Raw genomic sequence first — 26,435 nt, forward strand, 5'->3', positions numbered from 1 at the left:
TCCACGGTCAGCAAGAACCAAGCAACCGGTGGGTCGGTCGCTAGCCGTTTGGCTTCAGCCCATCGAGGAACAATTGCTCCAGGAAGCGGGCAGCGTCCTCGAAGCGGCCGTCGCCGCCGCGGTTCGGCCCCAGAACGGCGCGGACCTGGACGTCGAAATCGGCATAGTGCTGCGTCGTTGCCCAGATCGCGAAGATCAGGTGCCAGGGATCGGTCCGGGCGATCTTGCCGGCACGCATCCAGCCCTTGATGACGGCGGCCTTCTCGTCGACCAACGTCTTCAACTCGCCCGCCAACAGCGGCATGATGCGCGGCGCTCCCTGCAGGATCTCGTTGGCGAACAGCCGGCTCTCGCGCGGAAAGTCGCGGGCCATTTCCAGCTTGCGCCTGATGTAGCTCCTGAGTTCGGTCATCGGATCGCCGATGTCGTCGAGTTCCCTGAGCGGCGCCAGCCAGGTTTCGAGCAGCCGCTCCATCAATGTCTCGTGAATGTCCTCCTTGCGGCGGAAATAGTAGAGCAGGTTCGGCTTCGACATGCCGGCGGCTTCGGCGATCTGGTCGATGGTCGAACCTCGGAACCCGTTGGTGGAAAACACTTCGAGCGCGGCCTCCAGGATCAGTTCGCGCTTTTCCACCTGGATGCGGGTGCGGCGAGGGGCTTGCGTGCTCGTGGTCACCGTTGCGGACCCTCGCATCGACGCTCATCTGGACCAATTCTCTGGACCAGTTTTTCTCCAACCTGTGGAACGCACTTCAGGAGCCGCATTTCCGCTAGTAATCCATTGACCGCCGACATGGCGGTGCTAACGTTTGTCCAATCGGTCAAAATTTGCGTAGCATGAAAGCGCGGCAAAGACCAAGCGTTGGGCGCAGCGAAACAGGTTACAAGGGGAAGTCTTGGTCATGTCCAACCGGCTGAAAGTCACGCCGAACGATCTCAGCGCATTCTGGATGCCGTTCACGGCAAACCGGCAGTTCAAGCAGGCGCCGCGCATGTTCGTGTCCGCCAAGGACATGCATTACACGACCAGCGACGGCCGCAAGGTGCTGGACGGCACCGCCGGCCTGTGGTGCGTCAACGCCGGCCATTGCCGGCCGAAGATCACCGAGGCGATCCAGCACCAGGCCGCCGAACTCGACTACGCCCCCGCCTTCCAGATGGGCCATCCGATCGTGTTCGAGCTGGCCAACCGCCTTGTCGACCTCGCGCCCAAGGGCATGGACCATGTGTTCTTCACCAATTCCGGTTCGGAATCGGTCGAGACGGCGTTGAAGATGGCGATCGCCTATCACCGCGTGAAGGGAGAGGGCTCACGCACCCGGCTCATCGGCCGCGAGCGCGGCTATCACGGCGTCAATTTCGGCGGCATCTCGGTCGGCGGCATCGTCACCAACCGCAAGATGTTCGGCACGTTGCTGGGTGGCGTCGACCACATGCCGCACACGCATCTGCCGGAGAAGAACGCTTTTTCGAAAGGCGTGCCGGAGTATGGAGCGGAGCTCGCCAACGATCTGGAGCGTATCGTCGCCCTGCATGACGCCTCGACCATCGCGGCCGTCATCGTCGAGCCGGTCGCCGGCTCCACCGGCGTTATCCTGCCGCCGAAGGGCTATCTCGAGAAGCTGCGCGAAATCTGCACCAAGCACGGCATCCTGCTGATCTTCGACGAGGTCATCACCGGTTTCGGCCGCCTTGGCGCGCCGTTCGCCGCCGACTATTTCGGCGTCACGCCCGACATCATGACCACCGCCAAGGGCGTCTCCAACGGCGTCATCCCGATGGGCGCCGTGTTCGTGAAGAAGGAAATCCACGACGCCTTCATGACCGGCCCCGAGCACATGATCGAGTTCTTCCACGGCTACACCTATTCGGGCAATCCGATCGCTTGTGCGGCCGCACTCGGCACGCTCGATACCTACAAGGAAGAGGGCTTGCTGACGCGTGGCGAGGAACTAGCGCCTTACTGGGAAGACGCGCTGCATTCGCTGAAGGGCGAGCCGCATGTCATCGACATCAGGAACATCGGCCTGATCGGCGCGATCGAACTGGCGCCGATCGCCGGCAGCCCGACCAAGCGGGCGTTCTCGGCTTTCGTCAAAGCCTTCGAGCGCGGCGCGCTGATCCGCACCACCGGCGACATCATCGCACTGTCGCCGCCGCTGATCATCACCAAGGGCCAGATCAACGAATTGATCGACCATGTGCGGGAAGTGCTGCGGTCGATCGACTAGACTTGCCTTTACCTGGGCGGGTGGCGATGGGAACCGCCACCCGCCCAGAACATGAAATGGAAGGACTTTGAATGGCGGCACCCGGCGAAAATCTGCGAATCAATTCAGACCGTTTGTGGGATTCCATCATGGAGATGGCGAAGATCGGCCCCGGCATTGCCGGCGGCAACAATCGCCAGACCGTGACCGACGAGGACGGCGAGGGCCGGCACCTGTTCAAGCGCTGGTGCGATGCGGCCGGGCTCGAAATGGGTGTCGACGAGATGGGCACCATGTTTGCCCGCCGCGAAGGCACGGATCCCAGCCTGCCGCCGGTCTATGTCGGCAGCCACCTCGATACGCAGCCGACCGGCGGCAAGTATGACGGCGTTCTCGGCGTGCTCGGCGGTCTGGAGATCGTGCGCTCGCTCAACGACCTCGACATCAAGACCAAACACCCGATCGTCGTCACCAACTGGACCAACGAGGAAGGCGCGCGCTTCGCCCCGGCGATGATGGCCTCCGGCGTGTTCGCCGGCGTGCTCGACCAGGCCGATGTCTACGAGCATACGGACAAGAACGGCAAGAAATTCGGCGAGGAACTGGAGCGCATCGGTTGGAAGGGCGCCGAGAAGGTCGGCGACCGCAAGATTCACGCCTTCTTCGAACTGCATATCGAGCAGGGCCCGATCCTTGAGGACGAAGATATCGACATCGGTGTCGTCACCCACGGCCAGGGCCTGAAATGGCTGCAGGTAACGCTGACCGGCAAGGAAGCGCATACCGGCTCGACGCCGATGCCCAAGCGCCGCAATGCCGGGCTCGGCATGGCCCGGGTGATCGAACTGGTGCACGAGATCGCCATGGACTACCAGCCTGACGCCGTCGGCGCGGTCGGCCACATGGAAGTCTATCCCAATTCGCGCAACATCATCGCCGGCCGCACCGTCTTCACCATAGACATCCGCTCACCGGAGAAGGAAGTGCTCGACGCCATGGATGGCCGCATCCGCGAAGGCATCGACACGATCTGCGATGCGCTCGACATCCGCTATGAGATCGAGCAGGTCGGTCATTTTGATCCGGTCACCTTCGACAAGGGCTGCGTCAAGGCGATCCGCGACGCCGCAGAGCGGCTCGGTTATACGCATCGCAACATCGTCTCGGGCGCCGGCCACGACGCCTGCTGGATCAACCGCGTCGCGCCGACCGCGATGGTGATGTGCCCATGCGTGGATGGGTTAAGCCACAACGAGGCGGAAGAGATCACCAAGGAATGGGCCGCGGCCGGCGCCGACGTTCTGTTCCACGCGGTGGTGGAGACGGCCGTTATCGTGGAGTGAATTTAGAGATTTACCCTCAACGCCGCTCACCAAGAAGCGCGAAGAGAAGAACAAGGGAACAGCAAAATGACCAAAGTCATCAAGAACGGCACCGTCGTCACAGCCGACCGCACCTGGAAGGCCGACGTGCTGATGCAGCACGGCAAGATCGTTGCCATCGGCTCGGACCTGCATGGCGACCATGAGTACGACGCTACCGGTTGCTATGTCATGCCGGGCGGCATCGATCCGCATACCCATCTTGAAATGCCCTTCATGGGCACTTATTCCGCCGACGATTTCGAATCCGGTACGCGTGCGGCCCTGGCCGGCGGCACGACGATGGTGGTCGATTTCTGCCTCCCGTCGCCTCAGCAATCACTGCTCGAAGCCTTGCAGATGTGGGACAACAAGACCTCGAAGGCAGCCTGCGACTATTCCTTTCACATGGCGATCACCTGGTGGGGCAAGCAGGTGTTCGACGAGATGGCCACCGTCGTCGACAAGGGCATCACCTCTTTCAAGCACTTCATGGCCTACAAGGGCGCGCTGATGGTGGACGACGACGAGATGTACGCGTCGTTCCAGCGCTGCGCCGACCTCGGCGCACTGCCGCTGGTGCATGCCGAGAATGGCGATGTGGTCGCCGCCCTGTCGCAGAAGCTCCTCGCCGCCGGCAACAATGGCCCCGAAGGACATGCCTATTCGCGCCCACCGGAAGTGGAGGGCGAGGCGACCAACCGCGCCATCATGATCGCCGATATGGCCGGCGTGCCGCTTTATGTCGTGCACGTCTCCTGCGAGCAGAGCCACGAGGCGATCCGCCGGGCGCGCCAGAAAGGCATGCGGGTGTTCGGCGAGCCGCTGATCCAGCACCTGACGCTGGACGAGAGCGAGTATTTCGACAAGGACTGGGACCACGCGGCGCGCCGCGTGATGAGCCCGCCCTTCCGCAACAAGCTGCACCAGGATTCGCTATGGGCGGGCCTGCAAGCCGGATCGCTGCAGGTGGTGGCGACCGATCATTGCGCCTTCACCACCGAGCAGAAGCGTTTCGGCGTCGGCAATTTCACCAAGATCCCGAACGGCACGGGGGGCCTCGAGGACCGGCTGCCCGTGCTATGGACCAAGGGCGTCAACACCGGGCGGCTGACGATGAACGAGTTCGTCGCGGTGACATCGACCAACATCGCCAAGATCCTCAACATGTATCCAAAAAAGGGCGCCATCGTCGAAGGTGCCGATGCCGACATCATCGTCTGGGATCCGAAGCGCAAGAAAACGATTTCTTCGAAGAAGCAGCAGTCTGTCATCGACTACAATGTGTTCGAAGGCGTCGAGGTGACGGGCTTGCCGCGCTTCGTCTTCTCGCGAGGCGAGTTGTCGATCGAGGAAGCCGAGGTGAAGGCAAAGCCCGGCCATGGTGAGTTCGTCGGCCGCGAGCCGAACGCCGCGGTCAACCGAGCGCTGTCGACCTGGAAAGAGATCACCGCGCCGCGCAAGGTCGAGCGGACCGGCATTCCGGCGACCGGGGTTTGACGGTGAGGCGCGCGGGGTTCTATCTCACCGCCGTTCTTGTTCTGGCTGCCGGCTCCGCCTCGGCGGCCGGCATCGACCTGTCCAAGCCCTATGGCAACAAGACCGGCTGCATCAACAAGAATGGTCAGAAGGTCTATGCCGAGGACATGCTGCTGCTGACCGACACCGACTTCATCACCATCGCCAGCGCCTGTACCTTCACTGAAAAGCAGGTACAGGCCGACGGTTCGCTGGTGGCGAAGGCGCAATGCCAGGCGGAAGGCGAGGAAGGCCAGTCGACGATCCAGTTCACCATCAAGCGCAACGCCAAGAACGCCAAGAAGCTGGTGATTGCCGACGAGGACGGTACCATCTACGGGGAAGTGTCACGGTGCCGATGACGGCCAGCGTCCCTCGTTCGAGGATATCAAGCGACCAGTGCATCCAGTTCCGGCAACAGGACAACGCTTTCCTGTTCGTTGGGGTCGGTGCGGGCGATGACGGCCGACGAGGGGGCGTTGCTCAGATTGGCCGGCAAATGCGGCACGCCGGCCGGAATGTAGAAGAGGTCACCGGCCTTGACGACGATGTGATGCTCCAGCCGGTCGCCATACCAGGTATGGACCTCGCCGGAGAGCACGTATATCGCCGTTTCATGGTTCTCATGCAGATGCGCCTTGGCGCGGGCGCCGGGCGGCATGGTCAGCACATGCATGCAGATGCCGGAAGAGCCGACCGACTCGGTGGCGATGCCTGCGAAATAGGTTAGACCCTGCTTGCCTTCATAAGTGCTTTCAGGGCGGATAAGATGACAAGTGGGTTTAGGCGACATCGGGGAAACTCCGGGCGTCGATTGAGTGGGACAAGCTCAGCAGGGCTGGGGCCAATGGGACGGGTCGAATGGAAAACAACATCGCGATAAAAGCAATCGGAATCGGGATGGCGCCGCGGGAACAGGCAGGCCGCAACCGATGACAGGAATTTCGCCAGCCGTCGTTTCGGCAAGCAAACTTGGGCTCACCTTCCAGACCAATGACGGGCCGGTGCAGGCGCTATCCAATGTCGACCTGACCATCGGCAAGGGGGAGTTCGTCTCCTTCATCGGGCCGTCGGGCTGCGGCAAGACCACTTTGCTGCGCGTCATTGCCGATCTGGAGAAGCCGACCTCGGGGGCGATTTCGATCAACGGCATGACAGCTGAACAGGCGCGCGAGAAACGCGCCTACGGCTATGTCTTCCAGGCCGCCGCCCTGTTTCCCTGGCGCACCATCGAGCGCAACGTCGCGCTGCCGCTGGAGATCATGGGCCTGTCCAGGGCCGAGCAGGCGGAGCGCATCAAGCGCACACTCGACCTCGTCAATCTCAGCGGCTTCGAGAAGAAATATCCCTGGCAGCTTTCCGGTGGCATGCAGCAGCGCGCATCGATCGCGCGTGCGCTCGCCTTCGACGCCGACCTCCTGTTGATGGACGAGCCGTTCGGCGCGCTGGACGAGATCGTGCGCGACCACCTCAACGAGCAATTGCTGGAACTGTGGGGACGGACGAACAAGACCATCTGCTTCGTCACGCACTCCATCCCGGAGGCGGTCTATCTGTCGACACGCATCGTCGTCATGTCGCCACGTCCGGGCCGGGTCAGCGACGTCATTGAATCGACGCTGCCGAAAGAGCGGCCGCTCGGCATCCGCGAGACGCCGGAGTTCCTGGCGATCGCCGCACGGGTGCGGGACGGGTTGAGGGCAGGGCATAGCTATGATGATTGAGTGGGGGCAGGATGAGTTTCCTCCTCTCCCCCCCGGGGAGAGGATGGCCGGAGCGAAGCGGAGGTCGGGTGAGGGGGCGGCGCCGACAGATCCGACCAAGAGGAAGATCGGGGCAACCGAACGCGCCCGAAGGCTGCGGGTTGAAGAGACCGAGGCTGAATACAGACTTTGGGGCGAACTGAGAGGCCGTCATCTCAACGGTTACAAATTTGTGAGGCAAGTGCCTCTCGGACCTTTCATCGCCGATTTCGTTTGCCGCGAGAACGGCCTGATTGTCGAACTTGACGGCAGCCAGCACGCGGATTCTCCAGCCGATGCCGTGAGAACCGCTTGGCTGAACGGCCAAGGGTATTCCGTTCTGAGATTCTGGAACCACGAAGTGTTGGCCGAGCGCCGAGCGGTCCTTGATACGATCTTGGCTTGCCTTGACGGAAAGATTTCTACCCCCTCACCCGACCTCCGCTTCGCTCCGGCCACCCTCTCCCCGTTGGGGAGAGGAGGGCGCCAGCCCGGCGAGGATCGCTAGATGGACACCTTCCGCGACAAGCTTATCCCGGTCACCTCGATCCTCGTTGGCGTCGTCGTGCTCTGGTACGTTTTCGCCGTCTTCCTCAACGCGCCCTTCCAGCGCGATCTCGACCGGCGGGCCAACGAAACCTCGACCTTCAGCGAACTCATCGGCAAGACGTTGTCGCAGCCGAAGCCGACGCTGCCGGCGCCGCATCAGGTGGCGGTGAATTTCTTCGAGAATACGTTTCTGCGGCCCATCAATTCGAACCGCAGTCTTGTCTACAACGCCTGGGTGACGCTGTCCTCGACGCTGCTCGGCTTTGCCTTCGGCACCGCGCTCGGCATCGTCATTGCGGTGGGCATCGTCCATGTGGCGACGCTCGACCGCAGCCTGATGCCGTGGATCATCGCCTCGCAGACCATTCCGATCCTGGCGGTGGCGCCGATGATCATCGTCGTGCTGGCGGCGGTCGGCATCACCGGCTTGGTCCCGAAGGCGATGATCTCGACCTACCTGTCGTTCTTCCCGGTAACGGTCGGCATGGTGAAGGGGCTGCGCTCGCCCGAGATCATGCATCTCGACCTGATGCACACCTACAATGCCAGCCAGGCCCAGACCTTCTGGAAGCTGCGCGTGCCGGCCTCGGTGCCGTTCCTGTTCACCTCGATGAAGGTTGCGGTGGCGGCAAGCCTGGTCGGCGCCATCGTCGGCGAACTGCCGACGGGTGCTGTCGCCGGCATCGGCGCCAAGCTGTTGGCCGGCGCCTATTACAGCCAGTCGATCGACATCTGGTCGGCGCTGGTCGCCGGTTCGATCGTGGCGGCGCTGCTTGTGATGGTGGTTGGCATCGCCGGCCGCCTCGTCGACCGCGCCATGGGCGGGAGGCCGGCATGAACCGGCTGAGACCTTCCTGGCAAGCGGCGCTGGCGGCCCTGGCGTGCCTGATCGCCGTTGCGCTCGGAGCGATCGCAGCGCCAAAAGTTGATCCGCTGGCGCAGCCTGCGGGGACGTTGATCTATCCCTATGCCACGACGAGCTGGCTGATCTTCGGCGCGCTGCTTCTCGCCGCTTTGATCCCGATGGCCAAAGTGCCGCCCATGGCCGAAGCTGTCGTGCTTTTCATCGGTGCGCATCTGGCGGCCTGGCTGCTCATCGGGGGCATTGCCAGCTTCGAAGGTCTGGCGCGGGCGCCATATTTCCTGCTGCTCGCGGCCGCCTGGCTGCTTGGCTGGCGTTGCGTCGCGGTCTTGTCTGGACTGCGCCCGACGGACGGCTCGACGCGGACCGCTTTGCGTCTGATCATTCCGGCCATCTTCGGTGCCTGGATCCTGATCATCTGGGAGGCGGTAACGCGTGGCGCCGGCATTCCTTTCATCCTCCTGCCACCGCCGAGCGCCATCGGCGCGCGCATCGCCGGTTCGCTGCCGATCCTCGGAGCCGATGTCCGGCAGACCATCTTCAAGGCGGTGCTCTTCGGCTATGTCGTGGGCAGCGGCGCGGGCTTCGTCACCGCTGTTCTCGCCGATCGCGTGGCGTTCCTGCGGCGCGGGCTCTTGCCGATCGGCAACATGGTCTCGGCGCTGCCGATCATCGGCGTGGCGCCGATCATGGTCATGTGGTTCGGCTTCGACTGGCAGTCCAAGGCGGCTGTCGTCATCATCATGACCTTCTTCCCGATGCTGGTGAACACGGTCGCCGGGCTCGCCGCGTCCGGCCATATGGAGCGCGATCTGATGCGCACCTATGCGTCTGGCTATTGGCCGATGCTCATCAAGCTGCGGCTGCCGGCGGCAGCGCCTTTCATCTTCAACGCGCTGAAGATCAACTCGACGCTGGCGCTGATCGGCGCCATCGTCGCCGAGTTCTTCGGCACGCCGGTCGTCGGTATGGGCTTCCGCATTTCGACCGAGGTCGGGCGGATGAACATCGACATGGTCTGGGCCGAAATCGCAGTTGCAGCACTTGCGGGTTCGGTCTTTTATGGCGTGGTCGCCCTTGTCGAAAGGGCCGTCACGTTTTGGCATCCCTCTGTCCGTGGTGGATAGGGGCGGTGGGTTTAGGGCACTAACTTCAGAGGGTAAAAAAATGAAAAGACTTATTATTCCAGTTCTGGCCGGCGCGATGTCGCTGGCCGCGTTCCAGGCAATGGCCGCCGACAAGGTGACCTTGCAGCTGAAATGGGTCACGCAGGCGCAGTTTGCCGGCTACTATGTCGCCAAGGCGAAGGGTTTCTATGAGGCCGAAGGCCTCGACGTCGACATCAAGCCGGGCGGCCCCGACATCGCGCCCGAGCAGGTGATCGCCGGCGGCGGTGCCGATGTCATCGTCGACTGGATGGGCGGCGCGCTCGCCGCGCGCGAAAAGGGTGTGCCGCTGGTCAACATCGCCCAGCCGTTCAAAAAGGCCGGCATGGAGCTGGTCTGCCCGAAGGACGGCCCGATCAAGAGCGAAGCCGATTTCAAGGGTCATACGCTGGGCGTCTGGTTCTTCGGCAATGAATATCCGTTCTACGCCTGGATGAACAAGCTTGGCCTCAAGACCGATGGCGGCCCCGATGGTGTCACCGTTCTCAAGCAGAGTTTCGATGTGCAGCCGCTGATCCAGAAGCAGGCCGACTGCATCTCGGTCATGACCTACAATGAGTACTGGCAGCTGATCGACGCCGGCTACAAGCCCGAACAGCTCACCGTCTTCAACTACTCGGCGATGGGCAACGACCTGCTCGAGGACGGCCTCTATGCCTCGGAAGACAAGCTCAAGGATCCGGCCTTCGAGGACAAGATGGTGCGTTTCGTGCGCGCTTCGATGAAGGGCTGGAAATACGCCATCGACAACAATGACGAGGCGGCAGGCATCGTCATGGACGGCGGCGGCCAGGACGAAAACCACCAGAAGCGGATGATGAGCGAAGTCGCCAAGCTGATCGACAACGCCGACGGCAAGCTCGACCCGGCGACCTACGAGCGCACCGCCAAGGCGCTGCTCGACCAGAAGATCATCACCAAGGAGCCGAAAGGCGCCTACACCACCGCCATCACGGACAAGGCGGTCAAGTAAAGCCTGGCAGGCGCAATCAACAGCGCCTGCGACCGGTTTGACGGCTGACACCAAAAGGGGCGGGCGACCGCCCCTTTTCCATTCGCTCCGATCACAAAACCGTGTGCGGGGATACATTGTGCCAACCAGCCGTTGCATTGAAGCATGCGCGCGGCGGGAGCCGCGACGCATAGCTTCAATTTCAATCGGAGGCTCTTCATGCGCGCACACCCCTTCCTGCCGGCGCTATCGGCGCTCGCCATTTCCACCGCTTTCCTGTTCGCATCACCGGCCATGGCCGAGATGGTAAAATACAAGGCGACCCTCGATGGCGGCCAGCAGAGTCCAGCTGTCACCACCAAGGGCAAGGGGACGGCCACTCTCACCTTCGACACCACGAAGAAGAAGCTCAGCTGGAACGTGAAGTATTCCGGCCTCAGCGGCCCGGCGTCGGCCGCGCATATCCACGGCCCGGCGGCAATGGGTGAAAACGCGGATCCCGTGATCCCGTTCAAAGGCAAGCTCAAGAGCCCGATCAAGGGGTCGGCGACGCTGACGGATGCGCAGGCCGCCGACCTGGAGGCCGGCAAGTATTACGTCAACGTACACACGGCGGCCCACAAGGACGGCGAGATCCGCGGTCAGATCGAAAAGGCAATGTAGCGGCCGAAGGCCGGCGGGCGCCAGGGAACTCGGCCTGGCTGCCCTTAAGCCTTGTCGCGTATCTGCGTCATCGTCCGGGTCGGCGTTATCGCTTCGGGATCGAGCCTGATCTCGACGATCGCCGGCTTGCCGCTGGTTCGCGCGCGCTCGAAGGCAGGCGCGAAATCAGCTGTTTTCTCCACCGTCTCGCCATGGCCGCCATAGGCGCGGGCAAGTGCTGCAAAATCGGGGTTCTTCAGATCGGTGCCGACGACACGACCGGGATATTCGCGCTCCTGATGCATGCGGATGGTGCCGTAAATGCCGTTGTTGACGACGATCACCACGATCGGCAGATCGTACTGCACGGCAGTGGCGAATTCCTGCCCGTTCATCAGGAAGCAGCCGTCGCCGGCAAAGGCGACCACGGTGCGCTCCGGATAAAGCGCCTTGGCCGCGACCGCCGCCGGCGTGCCGTAACCCATCGAGCCCGACGTCGGCGCCGCCTGTGTGCCGAAGCGGCGGGAGCGGTGGAAGCGATGCACCCAGGTCGCATAATTGCCGGCGCCATTGGTCAGGATGGCATCGTCGGGCAACACTTTCTCAAGATAGTCCATGATCGGACCCATCTGCACCGCGCCGGGGCCGGTCTGTGGTGGCGTCGACCATTCGAGATAGGCCGCGTGGTGCCTGGGCGTCTCGGCCGCCCATGATGGCGTTCCGGCGGGTTTGCGCTTGGCGAAAGCCTCGACGAAAGCCGCTGGCGAGGCGTTGATCGCCAGCGTCGGGCGGTAGACCCGGCCGAGTTCGCCCGCATCGGCATGGACATGCACCAGTGCCTGGTCGGGATAGGGGCTCTTCAGCAACGTGTAGTCCGAAGATGGCATCTCGCCCATGCGGCCGCCGATCAAGAGAGCGACGTCGGCCTGCTTGATGGCCGCCGCCAGCTTCGGATTGATGCCGATGCCGACATCGCCGGCATAGTTTGGATGAAGATGATCGAACAGCATCTGGCGGCGGAAGGAACAGCCGACAGGAAGCGACCAGGCCTCGGCGATCTCATGCATCCGCGCCACGGCATCCGCGTTCCAGCGCGTGCCACCCAGGATGACCAAGGGACGCTTCGCGCCGGCAAGCAGCATTTCCAGTGCGTCGAGTTCGGCCTCGCCGGGATAGGTATCGACCGGCGTGTGCGGAAGTGCTTCCGGCGCTTCGACCATGCTGGTCAGCATATCCTCCGGCAGCGAGATGACGACCGGGCCGGGGCGGCCCGACGTCGCCACGGCGAAGGCGCGGGTGACGAATTCAGGGATGCGCGAGGCGTCGTCGATCTCGACCACCCATTTGGCGATGTCGCCGAAGAACCTGACGTAATCAACCTCCTGAAAAGCCTCGCGTTCCTTGGCGTGGCTGGCGACCTGGCCGATGAACAGGATGAGGGGAACCGAATCCTGCATGGCGATGTGGATGCCGGCCGAAGCGTTGGTGGCGCCGGGGCCGCGGGTGACGAAGCAGATTCCGGGCTTGCCGGTCAGGCGGCCCTGACAATCGGCCATCATGGCAGCACCGCCTTCCTGGCGGCAGACGATGGTGCGGATCGAGGAATCATGCAGGGCGTCAAGCACCGCAAGGTAGGATTCGCCCGGCACACAGAAGATACGGTCGGTGCCGTTGGCTTCGAGGGCGTCGACGATCAGTTGTCCACCGGTCTTCATTTCCCAGACTTCTCCAGTTCGGCAAGGATTTCGTCAGTGTGCTCGCCAAGGCGCGGCGAGGGGCGCTCATAGGTGAGCGGTGTGCCCGACATCACCATCGGCGCGCGCACCGACGGCAGGCGGTTGCCATGGCCGTCGTCGAGGTCGAGCCGCATGCCGCGGGCAATGGTCTGCGGATCGGCGAACATCTGGCCGATCGTGTTGATCGGACTTGCCGGCACACTGGCGGCTTCGAGCTTCGCCAGCAGCGGATCGCGATCCCAGGTCTTAAGCGCCTCGATGATGCGTGCGCGAAGGTCCACGCGGTTGGCGACGCGGGCCGGATTGGTGGTGAAATCGGGATTGGCCGGCAAATCGTCCAGCCCGACCGCGGCGCAGAATTTGGCGAACTGGCCGTCATTGCCGACAGCCAGGATGATGTGGCCGTCCCTGACCGGAAGCACTTCGTACGGGGCAATGTTCATATGCGCATTGCCCATCTGCACCGGCGACTTGCCGGAAACGAGATAGTTGAGGTTCTGGTTGCCGAGCGCCGAGATCTGAGTGTCGAACAGCGCCATGTCGATGTGCTGGCCTTCGCCGGTCTGTCCGGCATGACGAAGCGCGGCCTGGATGGCGATGACCGAATAGAGGCCGGTGAAGATATCCGAGATGGCGACGCCGGCCTTCTGCGGCTCGCGGCCGGCCTCGCCGGTGATCGACATCATGCCGGCCATGGCCTGAATGATGAAGTCATAACCGGCGCGGGGCGCATAAGGCCCATCCTGACCAAAGCCGGTGATGGAGCAGTAGACCAGGCGAGGGTTGATCTTCTTCAGGCTGTCGTGGTCGAGCCCGTATTTCTTCAGGCCGCCGAGTTTGAAGTTCTCGATCAGCACATCCGCCGTCGCGACCAGCCGGCGCACCGTCTGGGCGCCTTCCGGCGTCGAGAAGTCGATGGCGATGGAGCGCTTGCCGCGGTTGCAGGAATGGTAGTAGGCGGCCGACAGGTTCTCGCCGTCATGGCCCATGACGAAGGGCGGACCCCATTTGCGGGTGTCGTCGCCGCCATCGGGACTCTCGACCTTGATGACATCGGCGCCGAGATCGGCAAGCAACTGCCCGGCCCAGGGCCCGGCAAGAATGCGGGCGAGTTCGACGACGCGGACGCCTTTCAGCGGGGGTTCGGCCATAAATCACCGTGTTTGCCGCAATCATCCTGATTGCCGCGAAAGCAGAGCCTCTATCAAGCCCGGCAGCGGCTGTCACGGTCCTTGCAATGGGCCAACCTGTCACGCCTTCAAGACAGTGTCCGCCCAGTTGGCGAAATCGTCCATGATGGTGTCGCGGTTCACCTCGTTCAGGCTTTCGTGGCGGGTTTCGGCGTAAACCTTTGAAACCAGATTCGAAAAGCCCATCCTGCGCATGCGACTGGCGAGATGGGTGATGCCCTTGCCGTAGTCCGAGGCAGGGTCATTTTCGCCGCCGGCGATGGCGACGGGGATGTCGCGGCGAACGGCGGCAAAGCCTGCATCCTTGCCGCCGTTCAGCGCCAAGGCGACCACATCGCGCCACATCGAGATGGAGGCATCCCAGCCGCAGAGCGGATCGGCGATATATTTCGCCACCTCCGCCTCGTCGCGCGACAGCCAGTCGAACAAGGTGCGATGGTTGGGCACCGCCTTGCCCCAGGCCTGGAAGGTAAGTTTCGGCAGCAGGCGCGACGGGACATCGGAGCCCAGCCGCATCCGTTCCCAGGCAAGGATACCGAGCGCCACCTGGCCGAGCAGGCCTTGCGAGAAATTGCCGTTCCAGATCGCGGCGGCATGGATGCGTTGCGAGTAGCGTAACAGGTAGTTCAGCGCCACGGAGGCGCCCATCGAGTGGCCGAAAAGGATCACCGGCAGGTCAGGCTGCTCGCGGGCGATGAGATCGTGGATGGCGTCGACATCGGCGATCACCTTGGCCGGGCCGTCCTTGTCGGCGAATCTGCCGAGCGGCGCGTCGGGCGCCTTGGTTGCTCCATGGCCACGGTGGTCATGGACATAGACATGGAAGCCCNGGGCGGCGAGGAAACAGGCGAAGCGGTCGTAGCGCGCGGCGTGTTCGGCCAGGCCGTGATTGATCTGGACCACCGCACGCGGAGGAGTGTCGGCCTGCCGGACGAACAGATTGAGGTCGGCGCCGGTCGGCGAGCGAACCACGCGCTGCTGGCTGAATGGCATGCCGGCCGGTCTCTCCCTGGTTCCGCCCTCGTGATGTCCAAACTGTGTGCGCCGGTGCCAGATTTGCGTCAATCCGGCCTGCCGGTTTTTCCGCGACGATCTTTCTTGCCACGAGCCCGCAAAATATCGCAATTCTGACATGGAGACAGCTTCAGTCTGTCGCCCACTTTCCAGCAGGGGATTCTCCATGCGCATTGCTGTTGTCTTCGGATTGACCTTGCTGGCGGGCGCGGCGCATGCCGACGTCAAGATGAGCGGCACTTTCGTGGCCGACGCTGCCTGTCCGGCGACGCAGGCGATCAAGAACGGCAAGAACCCCGGCAATGTCTCGACGGATGCGGGCAAGACCTACCAATTGCTGGCCGGCAACAAGGACGCCCCGACCCACTACCTCATCCTGGTGCCCGGCGCCGATCCCGAGCGCCGCTGGGTGAAGGTCAGCTGCGGCCATCTCTCGGGCAGCAGTGCCGCGACCGTGCCGGCGGCACCGGGCGGGCAAGGCAAGCCCGCGCCCTCGGGGAAACCCGAATATGTCTTCGCATTAAGCTGGCAGCCGGCCTTCTGCGAGACCAAGTCGAACAAGACCGAATGCAAGGCGCAAAACCCTGGTGAGTTCGATGCCACCAACTTCACGCTGCACGGTCTGTGGCCGCAGCCGAACGGCAATTTCTATTGCCAGGCTTCGGCCAGCGACAAGGCCAATGACAATCCGGCTCACTGGCAGGACCTGCCACCGGTCGACCTCGATGCCGACACCCGCACCGAGCTCGACAAGGTGATGCCCGGCACGGCCTCGAAGCTGGAACGGCATGAATGGATCAAGCACGGCACCTGCTACGGCAAAAGTCAGCAGGAGTATTTTTCCGACGCCCTTCATTTGATGCGTGAGGTCAACAGCTCGCCGGTGCGCGACCTCTTCGCCAAAAATATCGGCGGCAAGCTGACCGCGGATCAGATCCGCGGCGCCTTCGACCAGGCCTTCGGCGCGGGAGCAGGGGACCGGGTGCGGGTGTCCTGCCTTATCGATCCGTCGAGTGGCCGGCGGCTGATCGGCGAACTGACGCTTGGCCTTGCCGGTCCGATCGGCCCGAACAGTTCGCTCAAGGACCTGCTGCTGGCCTCGGTGCCGACCAACAAGGCCGGTTGCCCGACCGGGACGGTCGATCCGATCGGCTTCCAGTAAGTGCGGGATCGCCGCTTCCGGTAAGCCGGCGCGGCCGTCGCGGAGAGAGCTAGATCTGGGCTGACCTGGTCCAGGCAATGGCGGCGTCGGCCTCATGCCCACCGGGTTCGCCGACGACGCGGTCGCGTCCGGTCGATTTCGCCTTGTAAAGGCGCTGGTCGGCGAGCGCGAACAGATCGGCCAGGCACTGCGTCGTTTCGCTGACGGTGGAAACGCCGGCGCTGACGGTCAGCTCGAAGCGGCTGGTGGCGGCCGATGCCTTGAGCGCGGTGCGGACGCTTTCGCCAAACAGCCTGGCGACGGAATGCGGACGCGAACTGAGGATGGCGAATTCCTCGCCGCCGATCCGGAACACCTGGTCCTCGGCGCCTGCCGCCTCGCAAAGTACGGTTGCGACCGCCTTCAGGACCTTGTCGCCCTCGGCATGGCCAAAACGGTCGTTGATCGACTTGAAGTGGTCGACATCGACGATGAGCAGGCTGAGCGGCCTCGCCGTGCGCAGGCTGGCCTGGACGGCGGCTTCACCGTCGGCATCGAAGCGTCCCCTGTGCAGCAGGCCGGTTAAGCCGTCGCGGCCGACATGCTCGACCAGCGCTTCGTAGCGTTCGCGATAGGTCAACGTCTCGAAAATGTCGGTCAGGCCACGCGGCATCTGGACGTCGCGGACCTCGAACCATTTGAGATAGGCCACCAGCATAGCGCTAAAAGTCAGTGCCGCCGCCATCTTGGCGAACCAGCCGCCGAAGAAGACCGCAATCGGGGCGCCGGCAACAAAATGCAGCGCGGTGAAGAAGCCGGCCTGGTCGAAGGTGAGCACGCAGGCAACCGAAATCAGGATGCGCACGAACCGTGCCTTGCGCAGCGTGCGCCCAAGCTTTTCATAGAGCAGGATGATCAGGATGGCGTCGATGACCAGCAGCGTCGTGCCCCACACCATCAGCCAGCCCATCTCGTCGATGAAGCCGATGTCGGGGAGCCGGCCATCGGGAAGCGGAGCGATGGCGTGCAGGCGCAGGAGCAGAACCAGTCCGATCATCAACGCATTGCCGAACAGCAGGCCATAGATCGGCTGACGCACGGTGGCGGCATCTTCCTTCATGTAGAGCAGAAGGAGCATCACCAGCTTGCCGGAAAAGAGCACCGCCGAGCCCGGCGACACCATGCCGAACGGCAGGGCGACATAAAAGACGCTGGCCAGATAGGTCTCCAGGAAATGCATGACGCCAAGCGCGCAGACGAAGACGCCAAGGCCGATGCGCTTGCGGAAGCGGAAAAGCGTCACCATGACGCTGAAGTAGACGACCGCTTCGGCAAGGAGCAGGAAACTGTTCAGCAATGCCGTCGATCCGATCTCTCTCTGGAAGTCGCGGCAAGCCGGCGATTCCACCCGATCCTGTTTTGACGCGGAAGGGTTAACCAGGGATTTCCGTGCGCCATCGACCGGTTGAAAACTTGGCTGTCGGTGCACACTTGTCCGTGTGGTTGGCTCGATGTGGCAAAAGCGATTGCCGTCCGGCGCCGCATCGCCTACATAGCGGCCAACCTCCACTCAATTCGACAAATCCAGTCATTCAGGGAAGCGCGCGTGGCACGCCAGTTCATCTATCACATGGCCGGCCTCAACAAGGCCTACGGCACCAAGAAGGTGCTCGAGAACGTTCATCTGTCCTTCTACCCCGACGCCAAGATCGGCATCCTCGGCCCGAACGGCGCCGGCAAGTCGACGATCCTCAAGATCATGGCCGGCATCGACAAGGAGTGGAGTGGTGAAGCGTGGCTCGCCGAAGGCGCCACGGTCGGCTACCTGGCGCAGGAACCGGCGCTCGACCCCGACAAGACCGTGTTCGAGAACATCATGGAAGGTGTCGCGGCCAAGACCGCCATCATCGAGCGCTACAACGAATTGATGATGAACTATTCCGACGAGACGGCCGACGAGTCGGCCAAGCTCCAGGACGAGATGGACCGGCTGAACCTTTGGGATCTCGAACAGCAGGTCGAGATGGCGATGGAAGCGCTGGGCTGCCCGCCCAAGGATGCCAATGTCACCAAGCTGTCGGGTGGCGAGCGCCGCCGCGTCGCGCTCTGCCAGCTGCTGCTGCGCCAGCCTGATCTTCTGCTGCTCGACGAACCGACCAACCACCTCGACGCCGAGACGACAGCGTGGCTGGAAAAGCATCTGCGCGCCTATCCCGGCGCCGTGATGATCATCACCCACGATCGCTACTTCCTCGACAATGTCACGGGCTGGATCCTGGAACTCGATCGCGGCCGCGGCATTCCGTATGAGGGCAACTACACCAAATATCTCGAAGCCAAGGCCAAGCGCCTCAAGCAGGAGGGCCGCGAGGACGACGCCCGCCAGCGCGCCATCGGCCGCGAGCGCGAGTGGATCCAGTCGAGCCCGAAGGCCCGACAGACCAAGTCCAAGGCGCGTATCCAGGCGTTCCAGGACCTGCTGGATGCAGCCGACAAGCGGCGGCCGACGGATACGCAGATCGTCATTCCGCATGGCGAGCGGCTCGGCAACGTGGTCATCGAGGTCGAGGGCCTGTCGAAAGGCTTCGGCGACACACTGTTGATCGAAGGCCTCGAATTCAAGCTGCCGCCGGGCGGCATTGTCGGCGTCATCGGTCCGAACGGCGCCGGCAAGACGACGCTGTTCCGCATGATCACCGGCCAGGAAAAGCCTGATGCGGGCTCAGTGCGCGTCGGCGAGACGGTGAAGCTCGGCTATGTCGACCAAAGCCGCGATGCGCTCGATCCGTCGAAGACCGTCTGGGAAGAGATCTCGGGTGGCGCCGAAGTGGTCAAGCTCGGCAAGTTCGAGGCCAACACCCGCGCGTACTGCGCTTCGTTCAACTTCCGTGGCGGCGACCAGCAACAGAAGGTCGGCAATCTCTCCGGTGGTCAGCGCAACCGCGTGCACCTGGCCAAGATGCTGAAGACCGGCGGCAATGTGCTGCTGCTCGACGAACCGACCAACGATCTCGATACGGAAACGCTTGCCGCACTCGAAGACGCGCTGGAAAATTTTGGCGGCTGCGCCGTCATCATCTCGCACGATCGTATGTTCCTCGACCGTCTGGCGACGCACATCCTCGCCTTCGAGGGCGACAGCCATGTCGAATGGTTCGAAGGCAATTTCGAGGACTACGAGCAGGACAAGATCCGCCGGCTCGGGCCCGAAGCCGTCAACCCGCACCGCATGACCTACAAGAGGCTGACGCGGTAAGGGGCACCGGGGCGGCGAATTCTCAAGCAGGTATGAGGAGTTCGAATGGCTGATTGGTCCGCGGCCCAATATCTGAAATTCGAGGACGAGCGCACACGGCCGGCGCGTGATCTCGCAGCCCAAGTGCCGGTGGATTTTCCGCGCCGCGTCGTCGACATCGGCTGCGGGCCGGGCAATTCGACCGAACTTCTGGTCGAGCGCTGGCCGGATGCGCAAGTGAGCGGCTTCGATACGTCTCCCGACATGATCGAAAAGGCAAGGGCGCGCCTGCCCAATGTCAGCTTCGACCTCGCCGATGCCTCGACATGGCAGCCGGCCGAGCCGGTCAACGTGATCTTCGCCAACGCGGTGTTCCAGTGGCTGCCGGAGCATCCGGCGGTGTTCCAGCGTCTGATGGGTTTTCTGGCGCCCGGTGGCGCGCTGGCCGTCCAGATGCCTGACAATATGGCCGAGGATTCGCATCGGCTGATGCGGGAAACCGCGGCGCAAGTGCCTTTTGCGGCAAAGATCAGGGATGCGGCCCGCGCACCGCTGCCGCCGGTGTCGTTCTACTACGACCTGTTGTCGCCGCTCTCCGCTCGGCTCGACATCTGGCACACCATCTACAACCATCCGCTGGCCGACGCCGAGGCGATCGTCGAATGGGTGAAGTCGACCGGGCTGAAGCCGTTCCTCGATCCGCTGGACGCGGACGAGCGCAAGCTGTTCCTCGACAGCTACACGGCCAAGGTCGCCAAGGCGTATCCGAAGACCGCCGATGGCAAGGTGCTGCTGCGTTTCCCCCGCATTTTCATCGTCGCCAAGCGGGCGGGATAGGCTGGCGTAAACCTTGGTTTAAGCCTGCGTAAACCGGCCGAGTGAGAAAAGTGTTGCGCCGAAGCGTTTCGGCGCCCACATGAAGCCGCAATGCCCGCGGACGGGACGGACTGGAAACATGCATCGCGTCATCATCAGCGGCATCGGCGCTGAAATCCCCAAGCCTGTCATCACGAATGAGGAACTGGTCGCCAGCTTCAATGCCTGGGTCGACACCGAGAACGCGCGGCGCCAGGCTGCCGGCGAGACGCTGCTGCAGAAATCGGATGCCGACTTCATCGTCCATGCCTCGGGCGTGCGCGCCCGCCATGTGATCGAGCGGGAAGGCATTCTCGACCCGACCCGCATGGCGCCGTGCATTCCGGCGCGCCCGGACGACGCGCTCTCGCTGCAGGCGGAATTCGGTGTCGCTTCGGCCAGGAAGGCGATCGAGCACGCCGACATCGAAGCGTCGGACATCGATCTGGTGATCTGCTCGTCCTCGCATCAGCAGAGGCCGTATCCGGCCATCGCCATCGAAATGCAGGAGGCGCTGGGCACGAGGGGAGCCGGCTTCGATATGGGACTTGGCTGTTCGTCCGCGGCGGCTGCGCTGCACATGGCGGTCAATCTGGTGCGCTCGGGCGCGCACAAGCGCATCCTGGTGACCACGCCCGAGATCATCACGGGCCATCTCAATTTCCGCGATCGGCAGACGCATTTCATCTTCGGGGACGCTTCGGTGTCGATGGTGGTGGAGGGGCTCGCCCAGGGCGAGAAGCGGCCGGGCCGCTTCGAGGTGCTGGACACGCGCATCTGGACGCAGATGTCGAACAACATCCGCACCAATCTCGGCTACCACACGCGTACCGCCCAGGACGATCCCTACATGATCAACCTGGAGGGCAACCTCATCAAGCAGGTCGGCAACAAGGTGTTCAAGGAAGTCACCGTCGCCGGGCACAAATTCATCGTCGAATTCCTGGCCGAGCATGGGCTGACGCCACAGGCGGTCCGGCGCTTCTGGCTGCACCAGGCCAATGCGCGCATGAATGCCATGATCCTGAAACTGGCCTTCGGCCATGATGTCGGCCATGACCGCGCGCCTATGGTGCTGGAGCGGCTCGGCAACACGGCGGGCGCCGGCGCCATCATCGCGCTGTCGGAGAACCATGCGGATATGAAGCCCGGCGATTTCGGTCTGATCTGCGCCTTCGGCGCCGGGTATTCGATAGGCGGCGCGCTTATCAGAATGCTTTGAGTAATGTCGCGTCAGGCAGGCGTGAACGGAACCAGCATCGGCACCCGCCTGGCGTAGTCGTCGTAGGCGGGGCCGAGTTCGTCGCGCAGGAAATGCTCCTCCAGCCTCGCCTTAATGACGACGCCGATGATGAGGAGGGCCGTACCTGCGATGCCCCAGAGCGTGCCCTTCGCCACCATGGTGGCGAGCACTGCCAGCAGCAGCCCGGTGTAGATCGGATGCCGGACCAGGCGATAGGGGCCGGTGTCGACCACGCGATGATCCGCCTTGGCGGTGACCGTGGCGGACCACAACCGCCCGAGATGGATCCGCGCCCACCACGCGAAGCCGATGCCGACCGCGATCAGGCCAACGGAGGCCCAGGCTTCGGCAAGGGTCGGCATCCACAATCTCAGCCTGCCTTCATAGCCATGCGCTGGAAGGAACAGCAGGACGGTGCCTGCCAGCCAGAAGACGCGATAGCGAGCCTCCGCCCCGATGGTGGCGCGCTTTTGCGCCGGATCGGCCCATAGGGCAGCCGCCATCCATGTGACCACCCAGATCAACCAAAGCGCTGCGATCGCCGCTCCGGGACGCATGAGAACCTCCGTCGACGGTCCGGATTTCACCATGAAGCCGACGCAGCGCGGCGACAATTGGGCGCGGCGGCGTTTTTCGGTAAGAAGGTTGTGATCGAGCGGTCTGCGACCGGCGTCTATTCTTTGGAGCAACTGAACATCCACTGCACGCCGAAGGCGTCGACCAGCATGCCGAAGCTGGTCCCCCAATATTGCCGGGCAAACGGCACTGTGATCCGGCCGCCCTCGGCCATGCGTGCGAAAAGCTCCTCGCGGGCGAAAACCGCTGGCGCCGCGGTCGGTCCATCGAATTCCAGCATCATGGCGGAGCCCTTCATCGGCTCCGCGTCGTCATTGTCCGAGGCGTGGAACAGCACACCCGGACCTTCGAAGCGTGCATGCAGGACTTTTGCGCGCATGGCTTCGGTGCGCACCGGCATATTGTTGTCGCCCCAGCGCAGCAGGATCGTTGCCCGGCCAAGGCCGCATTGTTCGTAGAAGGCCAGCGCGGGCTCGCAGTTGGTGGTGAAGAACAGCGAAGGGGAGAGCCGCATCATCCTGTTCATCACCGCGCGGCGGCGGTGGCGGCCGCGATGAGCGCGTCGCCGGTATATTGCCTGTCACCGATGCCCCAGCCGCCGTCGGGCGCGTTGACGATGTTGATCCAGGTGTTTTCCGGCTTGTGGCCCGGTACGCAGAGTTCGCCGACAATCCGGGCGGCGGCGGCAATGAAGATCTTGCGGGCTTCGATTGAGCCAAGGGCGATATTGGGTAGCTTCAACTCGACCATCACGACCGGCCGGTTGGCGCCACCCGCAAAAATGTGGCGCGGCGGCAGGATATGGACGGTGCCGCCGACGATCGCGGTGAAGAATGAATTGCCGGCGGCGCCGGAGGCTTCGATGAGGGCAGCGCTCAGGCGTGGCAGGATTTCGCGCTCTCCAGCGGGAGTGAGTACGCCTTCCGGCGCGGTCACGGTGATCGGCATTGCTTTTCTCCTTGGGTTGCACGGCTCTCGCCGGGAGGTCATCTTCCGGTTTACCTGGTTGCGTATCGATTGATATGTTATGAGGGAAAGGTGAGTCAACAGGTTTCGTATCGATCGCTATGGAAAGCTCGGACAAACCACGCGGCGGCCGGCCGCGCGCATTCGACCCCGACCGGGTGCTCGATGCCGCGATGCATCTTTTCTGGGAGCACGGCTATGAAGCGACGTCGCTGGCCATGCTGCGCGAAGCGATGGGGCTGACGCCGCCACAGATCTACAACGCCTTCACCGACAAGGAGACTTTGTTTCGCAAGGCGTTGAAGCGCTACCACGAGACCGAGATAGGCTTCGCGCTGGAAGCGCTGAGCGCGCCGGTATCGACGGGGGAGGCGATGCGGCGCTTGCTGCTGGGCGCGGCTGAAGCCTATTCCAGGCCCGGCAAGCCGGGCGGCTGCCTTTTCGTCAGCGGCGCGCTGGCGGCCTCGCCGCAGGCGCAAGCCATTGCGGATGAACTCAAGGCCTACCGCAAGGCGAGCGAGGCGGCGATCGCGGCGCGGCTGGCCAAAGGCAAGGCAGAAGGCGAATTGCCGGAAAACCTCGCCGTCGAAGGCTTCGCCAAATATATTGCAGGGGTCATGAACGGCATGTCGATCCAGGCACGGGACGGCGCATCGGTGGAAGAATTGCGCGTTATGGCCCGAACCGCTCTTGCGTTGCCGGGTGAAGGGCAAAACCAGGGCACGTCATCCAAGGAATGAAGTCATGCTGGATCTCTTTCCCGAGGCTGAAAAGCCGGCCGAAATCATTCCGGCAAAGAAGCTTACCGCCCGCGCGGCCGCGCTGTATGTCGCGCCAGCGGACGATTTCCAGACGCGTCCGGTGGACGAATTGCGGCTCGGCTTCGACGGCATTTCAGGCGACTTCCATGCAGGACCGACGCGCCGCTCCGGCGGGCGCGAGCCCTGGTATCCGCGCGGCACCGAGATGCGCAACGAACGGCAGATATCGATCGTGGCGGCGGACGAATTGGGCATTGTCGCTGAACGGATGGAACTCGCCGAAATCAAGCCGGAATGGATCGGCGCCAATCTGGTGATCGACGGCGTGCCGTATCTGTCGATGCTGCCGGCCGGCACGCTACTGTTCTTCAAGGGCGGCGTGACGCTCAAGGTCGACGCCCAGAACGGGCCATGCCGCTTCGCCGGGCGATCGATCGCTGAAAACGCTGGAATGGCCGACATCGAAGCCGGCGCGCTGTTGTTTCCCAAGGCGGCGAAGCGGTTGCGCGGCGTGGTCGCCTGGGTTGAAAGGCCCGGCATCGTCAGGGCCGGCGAAGAGATTTCGGTGCGGGTGCCGGAACAATGGATTTATCAGGCATAGTCGCGCGCTCGCATCGTGGCTGAGGTGAGAGCTACGCCGCCTGTGAGGCGGCGGCGCAGTAAAACACCTGATGTCAGCCTTTGCGGTTCTTGTTGGCGCCTTGCGCCATGACGGAGACGTGGTCCCACTTGTCCCAGGTGGCGAGGCGGTTGGCGTATTCCTGGCGTATCATCGGCAGGCCGCCATCGCCGAAGAATACCCGCAGCGGCGGCTCGTCGGCATCGACGATGGCCAGCATGGCCGGACCGGTCGCCTCGGGATCGCCGGCGACCGAGTTGGCGCGGCGCTCGGCCATCCTAGCACGGGCAGGCGCATAGGCCTCGATCGGCTTGGAAACCTTGGCCGATGCTCCCGACCAGTCGGTGGAGAAGCCGCCCGGCTCGACCAGCGTGACATGAATGCCGAATTCCGCGACCTCGATGCTGAGCGACTGGCTGAAAGCTTCCAGCGCCCATTTCGAGGCATGATAGAGGCCGAGCGAGGCAAAGGCGTTGACGCCGCCGATCGACGAGATCTGGATGATGTGGCCGGACCGCTGCGCGCGCATGATCGGCAGGGCGGCCTGGGTGACCCACAGCGCGCCGAACACATTGGTCTCGATCTGGTCGCGGGCTTCCTGCTCGCTGACTTCCTCGATGGCGCCGAAATGGCCGTAGCCGGCATTGTTGATGACGACGTCGAGCCGGCCAAAGCGCTTGTGCGCCTCGGCGACAGCGGCATCGACGGCTTTCTTGTCGGTGACGTCGAGCTGAATTGCGGCGACGTTGTCGCCATATTTAGCGACGAGATCGGCGAGCGTGCCGATGTCACGGGCGGTCGCGGCGACGCGGTCGCCGCGCGCCAACGCGGCCTCGGCCCAGACGCGGCCAAAGCCTCTCGACGATCCGGTGATGAACCAAATCTTTGATGTCATGATGTGGAATCCTTGCCCCTGCAGGCGCAATTTCTGGATGAAAGCGGAGGCTTCTCCGCTTTCGGGCATATACGGCCTATCCCGTGATTTTCCAGAGGCGGGCGGAAATCTTTTTGAACTTGGGGCTTTCCAGTAGAACAAGAAATCGTGTGAATCAGGGGTAGTTCACCAAACTCGACCAGGCCGGGTCGTCGTGCTTTTGCCAATAGAGCGCCATCAGCCGGCTGGTGATCGGCCCGACCTTGCCGTCGGCGATGTCGGCATCGTCAATCTCCGTCACCGGCATGATTCCGCCGGCGGTCGAGGTGATGAAGACTTCGTCGGCGCCGCGCAGCATGGCCACGCTAACATTCATGGCCGTCGCCGAGAGTCCGATCTCTGCGCAAAGATCGAAGACGGTGCGGCGGGTGATGCCCGGCAGCACGCCGATGGCCGGTGTCGACAGTCTGCCGTCCTTGACGCAGAAGATGTTGAAGCCAGGACCCTCGGCGACATTGCCGTTGAAGTCGAGAATGAGGGCCGTCTCGGCGCCGCGATCATAGGCATCGTAGAGGCCGCGCACGAGGTCGAGCCAGTGGTAGTTCTTGATCGCCGGATCGATCGAGGCCGGCGGAATGCGCACCTTGTCACTGATGGCGACACGCAGCCCGCGCTGCAACTGCTCGGCATTGGCGACCGAGCCGAACGGCACGGCGAACGCCATGAAGCGGTTGATCGCCTGGCGCGGATCGCGGCTGAAGGTCGGCGAGGCGCCGCGCGTGCACAGCATCTCGACATAGGCGGCGCGATGACCCGACAGCGCGACGCAATTGTGCAGGACCTCGGCCACGCCATCGTGATCGAACGGGATCGTCATGCGCAGCTTTTGCAAGCCGCCGAAGAAACGGTCGAGATGCAGATCGAGGCGGAAGAAGCGGCCGTTCCAGACATGCACCGTATCGTAGGTGGCGTCAGAGTGCAGAAAACCCCAATCCAGCACCGAGACCTTGGCTTGCGACATCGGCAGGTACTGGCCGTCGAGGAAGGCAATGCCGTCGGGATAGGAATGCGGGTCGACATGACGGTCGCCCACCACAGGCTGCGGCGGTGTATCCTGTGCGATTTGGCTCATCGGCAGCTCCTTGCCATCACGTCACAAGCTATCGGCGGCAGGCCGAGTGCATAGAGCCAGTAGTCGGACTTCAGTCATCCTCGAGATGACG

At 63.3% G+C, this 26,435-nt stretch carries 27 protein-coding genes; 16 read left to right on the forward strand and 11 right to left on the reverse strand.

Features of this window, described 5'->3' with window-relative positions:
- Window positions 1-40: 40 nt before the first annotated feature.
- On the reverse strand, window positions 41-676 hold the full coding sequence (locus tag M653_RS0100965; RefSeq protein WP_027141594.1) for a TetR family transcriptional regulator C-terminal domain-containing protein: 636 nt from the start codon (window positions 674-676) through the stop codon (window positions 41-43).
- Window positions 677-902: 226 nt separating this feature from the next.
- Here M653_RS0100965 and M653_RS0100970 point away from each other — a divergent pair, with 226 nt between their 5' ends.
- The 4 genes from M653_RS0100970 (at window position 903) to M653_RS0100985 (ending at window position 5,451) form a co-directional block, all read left to right on the forward strand.
- Window positions 903-2,231 carry an aspartate aminotransferase family protein gene (locus M653_RS0100970; RefSeq protein ID WP_027141595.1) on the forward strand — a complete coding sequence of 443 codons (1,329 nt, stop codon included), beginning with the start codon at window positions 903-905 and terminating at the stop codon, window positions 2,229-2,231.
- A 71-nt stretch (window positions 2,232-2,302) separates the two neighbouring features.
- Window positions 2,303-3,553: a Zn-dependent hydrolase gene (locus M653_RS0100975; protein ID WP_027141596.1), complete on the forward strand. Its 1,251-nt coding sequence runs from the start codon at window positions 2,303-2,305 to the stop codon at window positions 3,551-3,553.
- A 66-nt stretch (window positions 3,554-3,619) separates the two neighbouring features.
- Complete coding sequence (hydA, locus tag M653_RS0100980; RefSeq protein WP_027141597.1) at window positions 3,620-5,071, forward strand: dihydropyrimidinase; 1,452 nt, start codon at window positions 3,620-3,622, stop codon at window positions 5,069-5,071.
- 2 nt (window positions 5,072-5,073) lie between these two features.
- The gene (locus M653_RS0100985; RefSeq protein ID WP_027141598.1) at window positions 5,074-5,451 is read left to right on the forward strand and encodes a hypothetical protein; all 378 of its coding nucleotides are present in this window, start codon (window positions 5,074-5,076) and stop codon (window positions 5,449-5,451) included.
- Between the two features lie 26 nt (window positions 5,452-5,477).
- Here the strand turns inward: M653_RS0100985 and M653_RS0100990 are convergent, their stop codons facing one another.
- Window positions 5,478-5,882 carry a cupin domain-containing protein gene (locus M653_RS0100990; protein WP_015317160.1) on the reverse strand — a complete coding sequence of 135 codons (405 nt, stop codon included), beginning with the start codon at window positions 5,880-5,882 and terminating at the stop codon, window positions 5,478-5,480.
- A 139-nt stretch (window positions 5,883-6,021) separates the two neighbouring features.
- On the opposite strand from M653_RS0100990, the gene M653_RS0100995 reads away from it, so the two are divergent.
- From M653_RS0100995 to M653_RS0101020, 6 genes are all read left to right on the forward strand, one after another.
- Window positions 6,022-6,813: an ABC transporter ATP-binding protein gene (locus M653_RS0100995; RefSeq protein WP_027141599.1), complete on the forward strand. Its 792-nt coding sequence runs from the start codon at window positions 6,022-6,024 to the stop codon at window positions 6,811-6,813.
- A gap of 43 nt (window positions 6,814-6,856) precedes the next feature.
- Window positions 6,857-7,339: an endonuclease domain-containing protein gene (locus M653_RS01000000131920; RefSeq protein ID WP_051442587.1), complete on the forward strand. Its 483-nt coding sequence runs from the start codon at window positions 6,857-6,859 to the stop codon at window positions 7,337-7,339.
- The gene (locus M653_RS0101005) at window positions 7,340-8,218 is read left to right on the forward strand and encodes an ABC transporter permease (protein ID WP_027141600.1); all 879 of its coding nucleotides are present in this window, start codon (window positions 7,340-7,342) and stop codon (window positions 8,216-8,218) included.
- Window positions 8,215-9,369, forward strand: a complete 1,155-nt coding sequence (locus M653_RS0101010; protein ID WP_027141601.1) for an ABC transporter permease — start codon at window positions 8,215-8,217, stop codon at window positions 9,367-9,369. The genes M653_RS0101005 and M653_RS0101010 overlap by 4 nt, the downstream gene beginning before the upstream one ends.
- Window positions 9,370-9,409: 40 nt before the next feature.
- The gene (locus M653_RS0101015) at window positions 9,410-10,381 is read left to right on the forward strand and encodes an ABC transporter substrate-binding protein (RefSeq protein WP_027141602.1); all 972 of its coding nucleotides are present in this window, start codon (window positions 9,410-9,412) and stop codon (window positions 10,379-10,381) included.
- Between the two features lie 198 nt (window positions 10,382-10,579).
- Window positions 10,580-11,023 (forward strand): CHRD domain-containing protein, encoded by a 444-nt coding sequence (locus M653_RS0101020; protein ID WP_027141603.1) that lies wholly within the window; start codon window positions 10,580-10,582, stop codon window positions 11,021-11,023.
- A 44-nt stretch (window positions 11,024-11,067) separates the two neighbouring features.
- On the opposite strand, the gene M653_RS0101025 is transcribed toward M653_RS0101020, so the two are convergent.
- From M653_RS0101025 to M653_RS0101035, 3 genes are all read right to left on the reverse strand, one after another.
- A complete protein-coding gene (locus M653_RS0101025) occupies window positions 11,068-12,717 on the reverse strand; it encodes a thiamine pyrophosphate-binding protein (protein ID WP_027141604.1) in 1,650 nt (549 codons plus the stop codon).
- Window positions 12,714-13,889, reverse strand: coding sequence for a CaiB/BaiF CoA-transferase family protein (locus M653_RS0101030; RefSeq protein ID WP_027141605.1), 1,176 nt, complete (start codon window positions 13,887-13,889; stop codon window positions 12,714-12,716). The genes M653_RS0101025 and M653_RS0101030 overlap by 4 nt, the downstream gene beginning before the upstream one ends.
- A 99-nt stretch (window positions 13,890-13,988) precedes the next feature.
- Window positions 13,989-14,921 (reverse strand): alpha/beta hydrolase, encoded by a 933-nt coding sequence (locus M653_RS0101035; RefSeq protein ID WP_027141606.1) that lies wholly within the window; start codon window positions 14,919-14,921, stop codon window positions 13,989-13,991.
- A gap of 187 nt (window positions 14,922-15,108) precedes the next feature.
- On the opposite strand from M653_RS0101035, the gene M653_RS0101040 reads away from it, so the two are divergent.
- Window positions 15,109-16,104 (forward strand): ribonuclease, encoded by a 996-nt coding sequence (locus M653_RS0101040; RefSeq protein WP_027141607.1) that lies wholly within the window; start codon window positions 15,109-15,111, stop codon window positions 16,102-16,104.
- 49 nt (window positions 16,105-16,153) lie between these two features.
- Here M653_RS0101040 and M653_RS0101045 read toward each other — a convergent pair whose 3' ends face one another.
- A complete protein-coding gene (locus M653_RS0101045; protein ID WP_027141608.1) occupies window positions 16,154-17,440 on the reverse strand; it encodes a GGDEF domain-containing protein in 1,287 nt (428 codons plus the stop codon).
- Window positions 17,441-17,689: 249 nt separating this feature from the next.
- Between M653_RS0101045 and ettA the strand changes: the two genes are divergently transcribed.
- The 3 genes from ettA (at window position 17,690) to M653_RS0101060 (ending at window position 21,395) form a co-directional block, all read left to right on the forward strand.
- Complete coding sequence (ettA, locus tag M653_RS0101050; RefSeq protein WP_027141609.1) at window positions 17,690-19,339, forward strand: energy-dependent translational throttle protein EttA; 1,650 nt, start codon at window positions 17,690-17,692, stop codon at window positions 19,337-19,339.
- 45 nt (window positions 19,340-19,384) lie between these two features.
- Window positions 19,385-20,155 (forward strand): trans-aconitate 2-methyltransferase, encoded by a 771-nt coding sequence (gene tam / locus M653_RS0101055; RefSeq protein WP_027141610.1) that lies wholly within the window; start codon window positions 19,385-19,387, stop codon window positions 20,153-20,155.
- A 118-nt stretch (window positions 20,156-20,273) separates the two neighbouring features.
- Window positions 20,274-21,395 carry a beta-ketoacyl-ACP synthase III gene (locus tag M653_RS0101060; RefSeq protein WP_027141611.1) on the forward strand — a complete coding sequence of 374 codons (1,122 nt, stop codon included), beginning with the start codon at window positions 20,274-20,276 and terminating at the stop codon, window positions 21,393-21,395.
- An 11-nt stretch (window positions 21,396-21,406) separates the two neighbouring features.
- Here the strand turns inward: M653_RS0101060 and M653_RS0101065 are convergent, their stop codons facing one another.
- The 3 genes from M653_RS0101065 to M653_RS0101075 all read right to left on the reverse strand — a co-directional run bounded on the left by M653_RS0101065 (window position 21,407) and on the right by M653_RS0101075 (window position 22,940).
- Window positions 21,407-21,973, reverse strand: coding sequence for an isoprenylcysteine carboxylmethyltransferase family protein (locus M653_RS0101065; protein WP_051442589.1), 567 nt, complete (start codon window positions 21,971-21,973; stop codon window positions 21,407-21,409).
- 116 nt (window positions 21,974-22,089) lie between these two features.
- Entirely contained in the window at window positions 22,090-22,506 is a 417-nt protein-coding gene (locus M653_RS0101070) for a glyoxalase/bleomycin resistance/extradiol dioxygenase family protein (protein WP_027141613.1), read from the reverse strand.
- An 11-nt stretch (window positions 22,507-22,517) separates the two neighbouring features.
- Window positions 22,518-22,940: a hypothetical protein gene (locus M653_RS0101075; RefSeq protein ID WP_027141614.1), complete on the reverse strand. Its 423-nt coding sequence runs from the start codon at window positions 22,938-22,940 to the stop codon at window positions 22,518-22,520.
- A 119-nt stretch (window positions 22,941-23,059) separates the two neighbouring features.
- On the opposite strand from M653_RS0101075, the gene M653_RS0101080 reads away from it, so the two are divergent.
- Entirely contained in the window at window positions 23,060-23,698 is a 639-nt protein-coding gene (locus M653_RS0101080) for a TetR/AcrR family transcriptional regulator (protein WP_027141615.1), read from the forward strand.
- 4 nt (window positions 23,699-23,702) lie between these two features.
- Complete coding sequence (locus M653_RS0101085) at window positions 23,703-24,320, forward strand: MOSC domain-containing protein (RefSeq protein WP_027141616.1); 618 nt, start codon at window positions 23,703-23,705, stop codon at window positions 24,318-24,320.
- Between the two features lie 73 nt (window positions 24,321-24,393).
- On the opposite strand, the gene M653_RS0101090 is transcribed toward M653_RS0101085, so the two are convergent.
- The gene (locus M653_RS0101090; RefSeq protein WP_027141617.1) at window positions 24,394-25,233 is read right to left on the reverse strand and encodes an SDR family oxidoreductase; all 840 of its coding nucleotides are present in this window, start codon (window positions 25,231-25,233) and stop codon (window positions 24,394-24,396) included.
- A 154-nt stretch (window positions 25,234-25,387) separates the two neighbouring features.
- Window positions 25,388-26,344 (reverse strand): D-amino acid aminotransferase, encoded by a 957-nt coding sequence (locus M653_RS0101095; protein WP_027141618.1) that lies wholly within the window; start codon window positions 26,342-26,344, stop codon window positions 25,388-25,390.
- Window positions 26,345-26,435: the final 91 nt, after the last annotated feature.

The sequence above is a fragment of the Mesorhizobium sp. WSM3626 genome (genome assembly GCF_000513935.1).
GTDB classification, from domain to species: domain Bacteria; phylum Pseudomonadota; class Alphaproteobacteria; order Rhizobiales; family Rhizobiaceae; genus Mesorhizobium; species Mesorhizobium salmacidum.

Coding starts and splice junctions, on each gene's coding strand:
- M653_RS0100970 (WP_027141595.1), top strand. CDS start 903: ATGTCCAACCGGCTGAAAGTCACGCCGAACGATCTCAGCGCATTCTGG.
- M653_RS0100975 (WP_027141596.1), top strand. CDS start 2,303: ATGGCGGCACCCGGCGAAAATCTGCGAATCAATTCAGACCGTTTGTGG.
- hydA (WP_027141597.1), top strand. CDS start 3,620: ATGACCAAAGTCATCAAGAACGGCACCGTCGTCACAGCCGACCGCACC.
- M653_RS0100990 (WP_015317160.1), bottom strand. CDS start 5,882: ATGTCGCCTAAACCCACTTGTCATCTTATCCGCCCTGAAAGCACTTAT.
- M653_RS0100995 (WP_027141599.1), top strand. CDS start 6,022: ATGACAGGAATTTCGCCAGCCGTCGTTTCGGCAAGCAAACTTGGGCTC.
- M653_RS01000000131920 (WP_051442587.1), top strand. CDS start 6,857: ATGGCCGGAGCGAAGCGGAGGTCGGGTGAGGGGGCGGCGCCGACAGAT.
- M653_RS0101005 (WP_027141600.1), top strand. CDS start 7,340: ATGGACACCTTCCGCGACAAGCTTATCCCGGTCACCTCGATCCTCGTT.
- M653_RS0101010 (WP_027141601.1), top strand. CDS start 8,215: ATGAACCGGCTGAGACCTTCCTGGCAAGCGGCGCTGGCGGCCCTGGCG.
- M653_RS0101015 (WP_027141602.1), top strand. CDS start 9,410: ATGAAAAGACTTATTATTCCAGTTCTGGCCGGCGCGATGTCGCTGGCC.
- M653_RS0101020 (WP_027141603.1), top strand. CDS start 10,580: ATGCGCGCACACCCCTTCCTGCCGGCGCTATCGGCGCTCGCCATTTCC.
- M653_RS0101025 (WP_027141604.1), bottom strand. CDS start 12,717: ATGAAGACCGGTGGACAACTGATCGTCGACGCCCTCGAAGCCAACGGC.
- M653_RS0101030 (WP_027141605.1), bottom strand. CDS start 13,889: ATGGCCGAACCCCCGCTGAAAGGCGTCCGCGTCGTCGAACTCGCCCGC.
- M653_RS0101040 (WP_027141607.1), top strand. CDS start 15,109: ATGCGCATTGCTGTTGTCTTCGGATTGACCTTGCTGGCGGGCGCGGCG.
- tam (WP_027141610.1), top strand. CDS start 19,385: ATGGCTGATTGGTCCGCGGCCCAATATCTGAAATTCGAGGACGAGCGC.
- M653_RS0101060 (WP_027141611.1), top strand. CDS start 20,274: ATGCATCGCGTCATCATCAGCGGCATCGGCGCTGAAATCCCCAAGCCT.
- M653_RS0101065 (WP_051442589.1), bottom strand. CDS start 21,973: ATGCGTCCCGGAGCGGCGATCGCAGCGCTTTGGTTGATCTGGGTGGTC.
- M653_RS0101070 (WP_027141613.1), bottom strand. CDS start 22,506: ATGCGGCTCTCCCCTTCGCTGTTCTTCACCACCAACTGCGAGCCCGCG.
- M653_RS0101075 (WP_027141614.1), bottom strand. CDS start 22,940: ATGCCGATCACCGTGACCGCGCCGGAAGGCGTACTCACTCCCGCTGGA.
- M653_RS0101080 (WP_027141615.1), top strand. CDS start 23,060: ATGGAAAGCTCGGACAAACCACGCGGCGGCCGGCCGCGCGCATTCGAC.
- M653_RS0101085 (WP_027141616.1), top strand. CDS start 23,703: ATGCTGGATCTCTTTCCCGAGGCTGAAAAGCCGGCCGAAATCATTCCG.
- M653_RS0101090 (WP_027141617.1), bottom strand. CDS start 25,233: ATGACATCAAAGATTTGGTTCATCACCGGATCGTCGAGAGGCTTTGGC.
- M653_RS0101095 (WP_027141618.1), bottom strand. CDS start 26,344: ATGAGCCAAATCGCACAGGATACACCGCCGCAGCCTGTGGTGGGCGAC.